Origin of the sequence: Rhodopseudomonas sp. BR0C11, from assembly GCF_010820945.1 — a bacterium.
Classification (GTDB): Bacteria; Pseudomonadota; Alphaproteobacteria; order Rhizobiales; family Xanthobacteraceae; genus Rhodopseudomonas; species Rhodopseudomonas palustris_H.
Genome location: NZ_QTKI01000266.1, coordinates 1 through 6585, shown reverse-complemented (window position 1 = coordinate 6585; position 6585 = coordinate 1). Strand labels below are relative to the sequence as shown.

The window sequence follows — 6585 nt, the reverse complement described above, 5'->3', positions numbered from 1 at the left end:
ATCCTGTGGCTGATGCGGCGTTGGCCGGACGTCACGCTAGGGCTGGCGACGCTGCTTTATGCCGCGACCTGGCAGTTCGACCTGCATCTGACCGCGTATCCGAGCGGTGCCTGGGTGTTCAATCCGTACGCCTGGCAGCTGCTGTTCGTGTTCGGCGCCTGGTGCGCGATGGGCGGCGCCAAGCGGCTGTCGCGGGTGCTGGCGTCGAGAGTCACGCTTTGGCTGGCGGCTGCTTATCTGGTGGCGGCGTTCTACGTCACGCTGACCTGGTACACGCCGCAATTGTTCCACACCCTGCCGAAATGGCTCGAGCAGTGGATGTACCCGATCGACAAGCCGAACCTCGACGTGTTGCGTTTCGCGCACTTCCTGGCGCTGGCGGCCCTGACGGTGCGGTTCATTCCGCGCGACTGGCCGGCCTTAAGCTCGCCCTGGTTGCGGCCCTTGATCCTGTGCGGCCAGCACTCGCTCGAGATCTTCTGCATTGGCATCTTTCTCGCTTTCGCCGGCTATTTCATCCTGGCGGAAGTCTCCGGCGGCGCGGTGCTGCATTTCTTCGTCAGTGTGACAGGGATTTGCATCATGTCTGCCGCTGCGTGGCTCTTCTCGTGGTACAAGAATGTGGCGAGCAAGGCCGGGTCGCGGACACCACCGGACGCCGACCTCGCGGGAGGCGATGCAGCATGAAGGCCGTGGCGATGGCCGGCTTGAAGTGGATGGTGGCCGTGGCGCTGCTCACGGCGGTCGGCTTGTCGCCCCGCGCAGCCGTCGCCGAGGATGCTCCCACCTGTGTTCCGCCAGCCTATCTGCTGGCCAGCGAAGCCAAGCTGAAGGGCGTTGCCGCTGCGCTGAAGACCACCCACAAGCTCGACATCCTGGTGGTCGGCAGCCGCTCCTCCACCATCCTGTCGGCCGAAAACAGCTCCTATCCCGGCCGGTTGCAGACCCTGCTGCGCGACCGTTTCCCGGGCGTGACGATCAACGTGATGGTCGAGATGCGGCCGAAGCGCACCGCCGCCGACATTGCCACTGGGCTGGCGGCGCTGGTCGCCGAACGCAAGCCGGTGCTGGTGATCTGGCAGACCGGCACGTTCGACGCGATCCGCTCGATCGACCCGGACGATTTCCGCACCGCGTTGGGGCAGGGCATCGATGCGGTGAAGCAGGCCGGCTCTGACATCATCTTGATGAATTTGCAGTATAGTCCCCGCACCGAGACCATGATCAATCCGGCGCCATATCTCGACGCGATGCGGGTGGTGGCGCAGGAACACGACGTCCCGCTGTTCGACCGCTTCTCTCTGATGCGCCACTGGAACGAGACGGGCGAATTCGATCTGTTCAGCCCGGCGCCGGGGATTGATCTGGCGCTGCGCGTGCACAATTGCCTGGCGCGCGCGCTGATGGCATTCGTCATCGAGGCTGCGCAGACCGATCCGGCGGAGGCAAGGACCCAGCGTTAATGAGAGTTTCCGGCCCTTTGAGATCGGCCGCCGTCGCGGCGTTTTTGGCGACGGCGTCCCTCCTGATCGCTCCTCCGCAAAGCTTCGCGCAGACCCCATCGGAGCCTGTCACGCCAGCCGCCGAGGCGGCGCCGATCGTGGCGCCCGGCGAGGGCGAGGTTGATGTTTCTACGCTCGAGCGCAAGAAAACCGTCGCGGGCGCCGCGCTCGACAAGATTAAAGATGTCGCCAAGCAGGCCGGCGACATCCTCGGCCGCGTGCCCTGCCTGCCGCCGAAGGGCGGCGCCAAGTCGATCGGAGCTTTGCCGCGGGTGGCGCGCAAGCTGGCCGATCACCGCCCGGTGGTGATCGTGGCGTTCGGCTCGTCCTCCACCCAGGGCTACGGTTCGACGTCGCCGGCCTTCAATTATCCGAACCGGCTGGCGGCGCAGCTCCGCCGCCATTACCCGGCCTCCGACATCACCGTGGTCAACAGCGGCAAGGGCGGCGAAGACGCGCCCGAAATGATGCGGCGGCTGAAGTCGACGGTGCTGGATGCCAAGCCCGATCTGGTGATCTGGCAGGTCGGCACCAACGCGATCCTGCGCAATCTCGATCCGGCCGACACCGGCAAGCTGGTCGACGACGGCATCAAGGCGATCCAGTCCGCCGGCGCCGATATCGTGCTGGTCGATCCGCAATACGTGCCGCGCGTCAACGAGCGCGGCGAGAACGCCGGCAAGATGATCAAGGCGCTCGGCCGGCTCGCCGAGTTGCGCCGCGTCGGCATCTTCCCGCGGTTCGAAGTGATGAAGGAATGGCACGAGCAGCAGGCCATCCCGTTCGACAAGTTCGTCATCGCCGACGGGCTGCACATGAACGATTGGGGCTACGCCTGCTTCGCGCAGCTGCTCGGCGACGGCATCATCCGCTCGGTCGATCAGGTTCGTCTCGGCACCGCTGGTCCGAGCGACGTCACGGCATTCCGGCCGATGTAACGAACGACGCGATGACTGCGGTCATCGCGCGCGCAATCACCTGATCGACGTCACGTAACTGCAGGTCACGACGTTACTGAAACAGTCCCGGACGACGCTGTGCGTCGCCCGATACTTCGCGCTCGCTGCCGATACGGCGGCTCGCTCACACCTTGTCGAGAGCGGCGAGCAGATCTTCGATCAGATCGTCCTTGTGCTCGAGGCCCGCCGACAGCCGGATGAAGCCTTCGCTGATGCCGAGTTCGGCGCGCGCTTCAGGCTTGAGGCGCTGATGCGTCGTCGTGGCCGGGTGGGTGACGAGGCTCTTGGCGTCGCCGAGATTGTTGCTGATCTTCACCAGCTTTAGCGCGTTGAGGAAGCGGAAGGCTTCGGCCTTGCCGCCCTTCACTTCGAAGCCGACCAGGGTCGAGCCGGCGCCCATCTGCTTTTTCACCGTGGCGGCCTGCGGGTGATCGGCGCGGCCCGGATACACCAGGCGCGGCACCTTCGGGTGGCCGGCCAGCGCATCGGCGATCGCGGCCGCATTGGAGGTCTGCTTCTCGACCCGGACCGCCAGCGTTTCCAGGCCCTTCAGCAGCACCCAGGCGTTGAACGGCGACAGCGACGGGCCGGTCTGGCGCAGATACATCTGGATGTGTTCTTCGATGAACGCCTGCGACGACAGCACCACGCCGCCGAGACAGCGGCCCTGGCCGTCGATGTGCTTGGTGGCGGAGTAAACCACGACGTCGGCACCGAGCTGCAGCGGGCTCTGCCAGATCGGCGTCGCGAACACGTTGTCGACCACGAGCCGTGCGCCGGCCGCATGCGCGATCTCGGCGATCGCGCCGATGTCGAGCACGTCGAGGGTCGGGTTGGTCGGGCTCTCCAGGAAGAACGTCTTGGTGTTCGGCCTGACCGCGCGCTGCCACTGGTCGAGATCGAGGCCGTCGACCAGCGTCGACTCGATGCCGTAGCGCGGCAGCAGGTCTTCGACGACATAGCGGCACGAGCCGAACATCGCCTTGGAGGCGACGACGTGATCGCCCGCGCGCAGCGGCGCCAGCATCGCGGCGGTCACCGCCGCCATGCCGGTGGCGGTCGAACGTGCTGCTTCGGCGCCTTCGAACTCCGCCATCCGCTGCTCGAAGCTGAACACGGTCGGGTTCGAGAACCGCGAATATTGGAAGCCGGCGTCGTCGCCGGTGAAGCGCGCTTCGCACTGCTCGGCGCTGTCGTAGACGAAACCCTGGGTCAGGAACAACGCCTCGGACGTCTCACCGAATTGCGAGCGCAAGCTGCCGGAATGCACCAGGCGGGTCTCGCGGCGGAAATGGGCCGTGGCGGGAACGGGAATGGTCGGTTTGGACTCGGACATGTGGTCTCCAGCGTGCCCACATCGGACGAAGCGGGCACAAAAAAACCGGCCTGGGGCTCAACCCTCGGGCCGGGACCACAACGTCCCCGGCCTGTTTAGCGACTTGTTTAACGTGGCTGCAAGCCGGCCGGCTCAAATCACCACGGGATAAGTCGGGCTCTTAATCCTCCGTACTCTTCCCGTCAAGCCGGGCTTCGGCTAGCGGTTGAGGCTCGTATCTGAGTTTCCCGGAGGGCATGGCTTGCGCTCCGAAGGACCGACACCGTGCCGTTCACCCTGCCGCCCGACGCCAACGGAATTCTGCCCGACCGCATGATCGCGGCGATGACGGAGTCGGGCCTGATCCTGCCGGACTATCCGTTCGTCGAGAGCCAGATCCAGCCGGCCAGCCTCGACCTGCGACTCGGGCCGATTGCCTACCGGGTCCGCGCCAGCTTCCTGCCGGGGCCGGACTGCACCGTGGCGGAGCGGATCGACGAGCTGAAGCTGCACGAGATCGACCTGTCGGACGGCGCCGTGCTGGAAACCAACTGCGTCTATATCGTGCCGCTGCTCGAAAGCCTGGCGATGCCGCGCCACATCGTGGCGGCCGCCAATCCGAAGAGCTCGACCGGCCGCCTCGACGTGTTCACCCGTGTGATCGCCGACGGCACCCGCCGCTTCGACATGATCGGCGCCGGCTATCACGGGCCGCTCTACGCCGAGATCAGCCCGAAGACCTTCCCGGTGCTGCTGCGCGAAGGCTCGCGGCTGTCGCAGGTCCGCTTCCGCGTCGGTCAGGCCACGCTGGAGCAGGATGAACTCGACGCGCTGCACGATGCCGAGCGGCTGGTCGATGCCGACGATGCGGATCTCACCGGCGGCGTCGCGCTCAGCGTCGACCTCTCGGGCGAGAATTCCGACGGTTTCGTCGGCTATCGCGCCAAGCGCCACACCGGCGTCGTCGATATCGACCGCCGCGGCGGCTATGCGGTCGGTGAGTTCTGGGAGCCGATCGCGGCCCGCCCCGACGGCACGCTGATCCTCGATCCCGGCGAATTCTACATCCTGGCTTCGAAGGAAGCCGTGCAGGTCCCGCCGGACTACGCCGCCGAGATGGTGCCGTTCGATCCCTTGGTCGGCGAATTCCGCGTGCACTATGCGGGCTTCTTCGATCCCGGCTTCGGTTACGAAGGCGCCGGCGGCTCCGGTGCCCGCGCGGTGCTGGAAGTGCGCTCGCGCGAAGTGCCGTTCATTCTCGAGCACGGCCAGATCGTCGGCCGCCTGATCTACGAAAAGATGCTGTCGCGCCCCGACGCGATGTACGGCCAGCGCATCGGCTCGAACTACCAGGCCCAGGGCCTGAAGCTGAGCAAGCACTTCAAGGCGTGAGGCGGACTATCGACGTTGCCGTCAAGCTTGCGGCGTACCAATCACTTGCGTGCCTCGAGTATATTCTGCTGATCGACAACGAGATGGCGAGTGCGCATCTCTTATATCCGGGGCGAGGACCGGCAGTGGAGCAACGAGGTTCTGAAGGCCTCTGCGCAGAATTGAATTACCGAGCTGCAAGTGCGGTTGTCCTTGGCCGAGGTGTATGACGGCCTCCAGTTTCGGTAGCGTCCACGATTGGTCGCGCAGGACTCCAGTCTCTCCGAATGACCGCGATCGAACCCGCTCCAGTCGATTTGCGGCCGTTCAATTGGACGCTGCCTCAGTACCCGCCGGGGTCACCCGCCAGATCGCGTTGCCGACGTCGTCGGCGACCAGCAGCGCGCCGCGCTGGTCCAGCGCGACACCGACCGGGCGGCCCTGCGCCTGTTCGTCGGCGTTGAGGAAGCCGGCCAGAACGTCGGGCGGCGGCCCGGACGGTTTGCCGCCTTCGAACGGGATGAAGATCACCTTGTAGCCGGAGTGCGGCTTGCGATTCCACGAGCCGTGCTGGCCGACGAAAGCACCGCCCTTCATCGCGTCGGGAAACAGATCGCTGGTGTTGAAGGCAAGCCCGAGCGAGGCCGTGTGGTTGCCCAGTGCGTAGTCCGGCACGATCGCTTTCTCGACCAGATCTGGCCGCGGCGGCTTGACGCGGTCATCGACGTGCTGGCCGAAGTAGCTGTACGGCCAGCCGTAGAATCCGCCGTCCTTCACCGAAGTCATGTAATCGGGCACGAGGTCGCTGCCGATCTCGTCGCGCTCGTTGACGACGACCCACAATTCGCCGGTCTCGGGATGGAAAGCCGGACCGTTGGGGTTGCGCAGGCCGGACGCGAACAGCCGCGTCGCGCCGCTCTCCCGGTCGACCTCGATCACGGCGGCGCGGTTTTCCTCGACCGCCATGCCGTGTTCGGCGACGTTGCTGTTGGAGCCGGAGGTCGCGTACAGCTTGCTGCCGTCCGGGCTGGCGACGAGATCCTTGGTCCAGTGATGATTGAGCGGGCCGGCCGGCAGATCGGCCAGCTTTTCGCCCGCTGTGGTGATCCGGGTGTCGCCCCGATTGTAAGGGAAACGCACGATCGCATCCGTGTTGGCGACGTAGAAGTCGTTACCGACCAACGCCATGCCGAACGGCGAATTGAGACCCTGGAGGAACGTCTCGCGGATCTCGGCGACGCCGTCGCCGTCGGCATCACGCAGCAGGGTGATGCGGTTGGCGCTCGGCGTCCGGGCGCCGGCCTGCCCCATGACGTACTCGGCGACCCGGCGCTTGAGGCCCTTGCCCTCTTCGGGGCGTTCCGGCGCGTTGGTTTCGGCCACCAGCACGTCGCCGTTCGGCAGCACGTGGATCGTGCGCGGGTGATCGAGCCCCCTC

6 protein-coding genes and 1 riboswitch are annotated in these 6585 nt (G+C 65.9%); of the genes, 4 read left to right on the top strand and 2 right to left on the bottom strand.

Features of this window, described 5'->3' with window-relative positions:
• The 3 genes from opgC to DYI24_RS18280 form a co-directional block, all read left to right on the top strand.
• A partial coding sequence (opgC, locus tag DYI24_RS18290) for an OpgC domain-containing protein (protein WP_164573312.1) occupies nucleotides 1-687 on the top strand: 687 nt, incomplete at its 5' end.
• Nucleotides 684-1463: an SGNH/GDSL hydrolase family protein gene (locus DYI24_RS18285; protein ID WP_107346303.1), complete on the top strand. Its 780-nt coding sequence runs from the start codon at nucleotides 684-686 to the stop codon at nucleotides 1461-1463. The genes opgC and DYI24_RS18285, both read left to right, overlap by 4 nt.
• Nucleotides 1463-2440: an SGNH/GDSL hydrolase family protein gene (locus DYI24_RS18280; protein ID WP_164573311.1), complete on the top strand. Its 978-nt coding sequence runs from the start codon at nucleotides 1463-1465 to the stop codon at nucleotides 2438-2440. Before DYI24_RS18285 ends, DYI24_RS18280 begins: the two co-directional genes overlap by 1 nt.
• Before the next feature lie 145 nt (nucleotides 2441-2585).
• Here DYI24_RS18280 and DYI24_RS18275 read toward each other — a convergent pair whose 3' ends face one another.
• Complete coding sequence (locus tag DYI24_RS18275) at nucleotides 2586-3797, bottom strand: O-succinylhomoserine sulfhydrylase (protein ID WP_164573310.1); 1212 nt, start codon at nucleotides 3795-3797, stop codon at nucleotides 2586-2588.
• 74 nt (nucleotides 3798-3871) lie between these two features.
• Nucleotides 3872-3951: riboswitch (SAM riboswitch) on the bottom strand.
• A gap of 110 nt (nucleotides 3952-4061) precedes the next feature.
• Between DYI24_RS18275 and DYI24_RS18270 the strand changes: the two genes are divergently transcribed.
• Nucleotides 4062-5168 carry a 2'-deoxycytidine 5'-triphosphate deaminase gene (locus DYI24_RS18270; RefSeq protein WP_107346300.1) on the top strand — a complete coding sequence of 369 codons (1107 nt, stop codon included), beginning with the start codon at nucleotides 4062-4064 and terminating at the stop codon, nucleotides 5166-5168.
• Nucleotides 5169-5474: 306 nt separating this feature from the next.
• Here DYI24_RS18270 and DYI24_RS18265 read toward each other — a convergent pair.
• A partial coding sequence (locus tag DYI24_RS18265; protein ID WP_164573309.1) for a PQQ-dependent sugar dehydrogenase occupies nucleotides 5475-6585 on the bottom strand: 1111 nt, incomplete at its 5' end.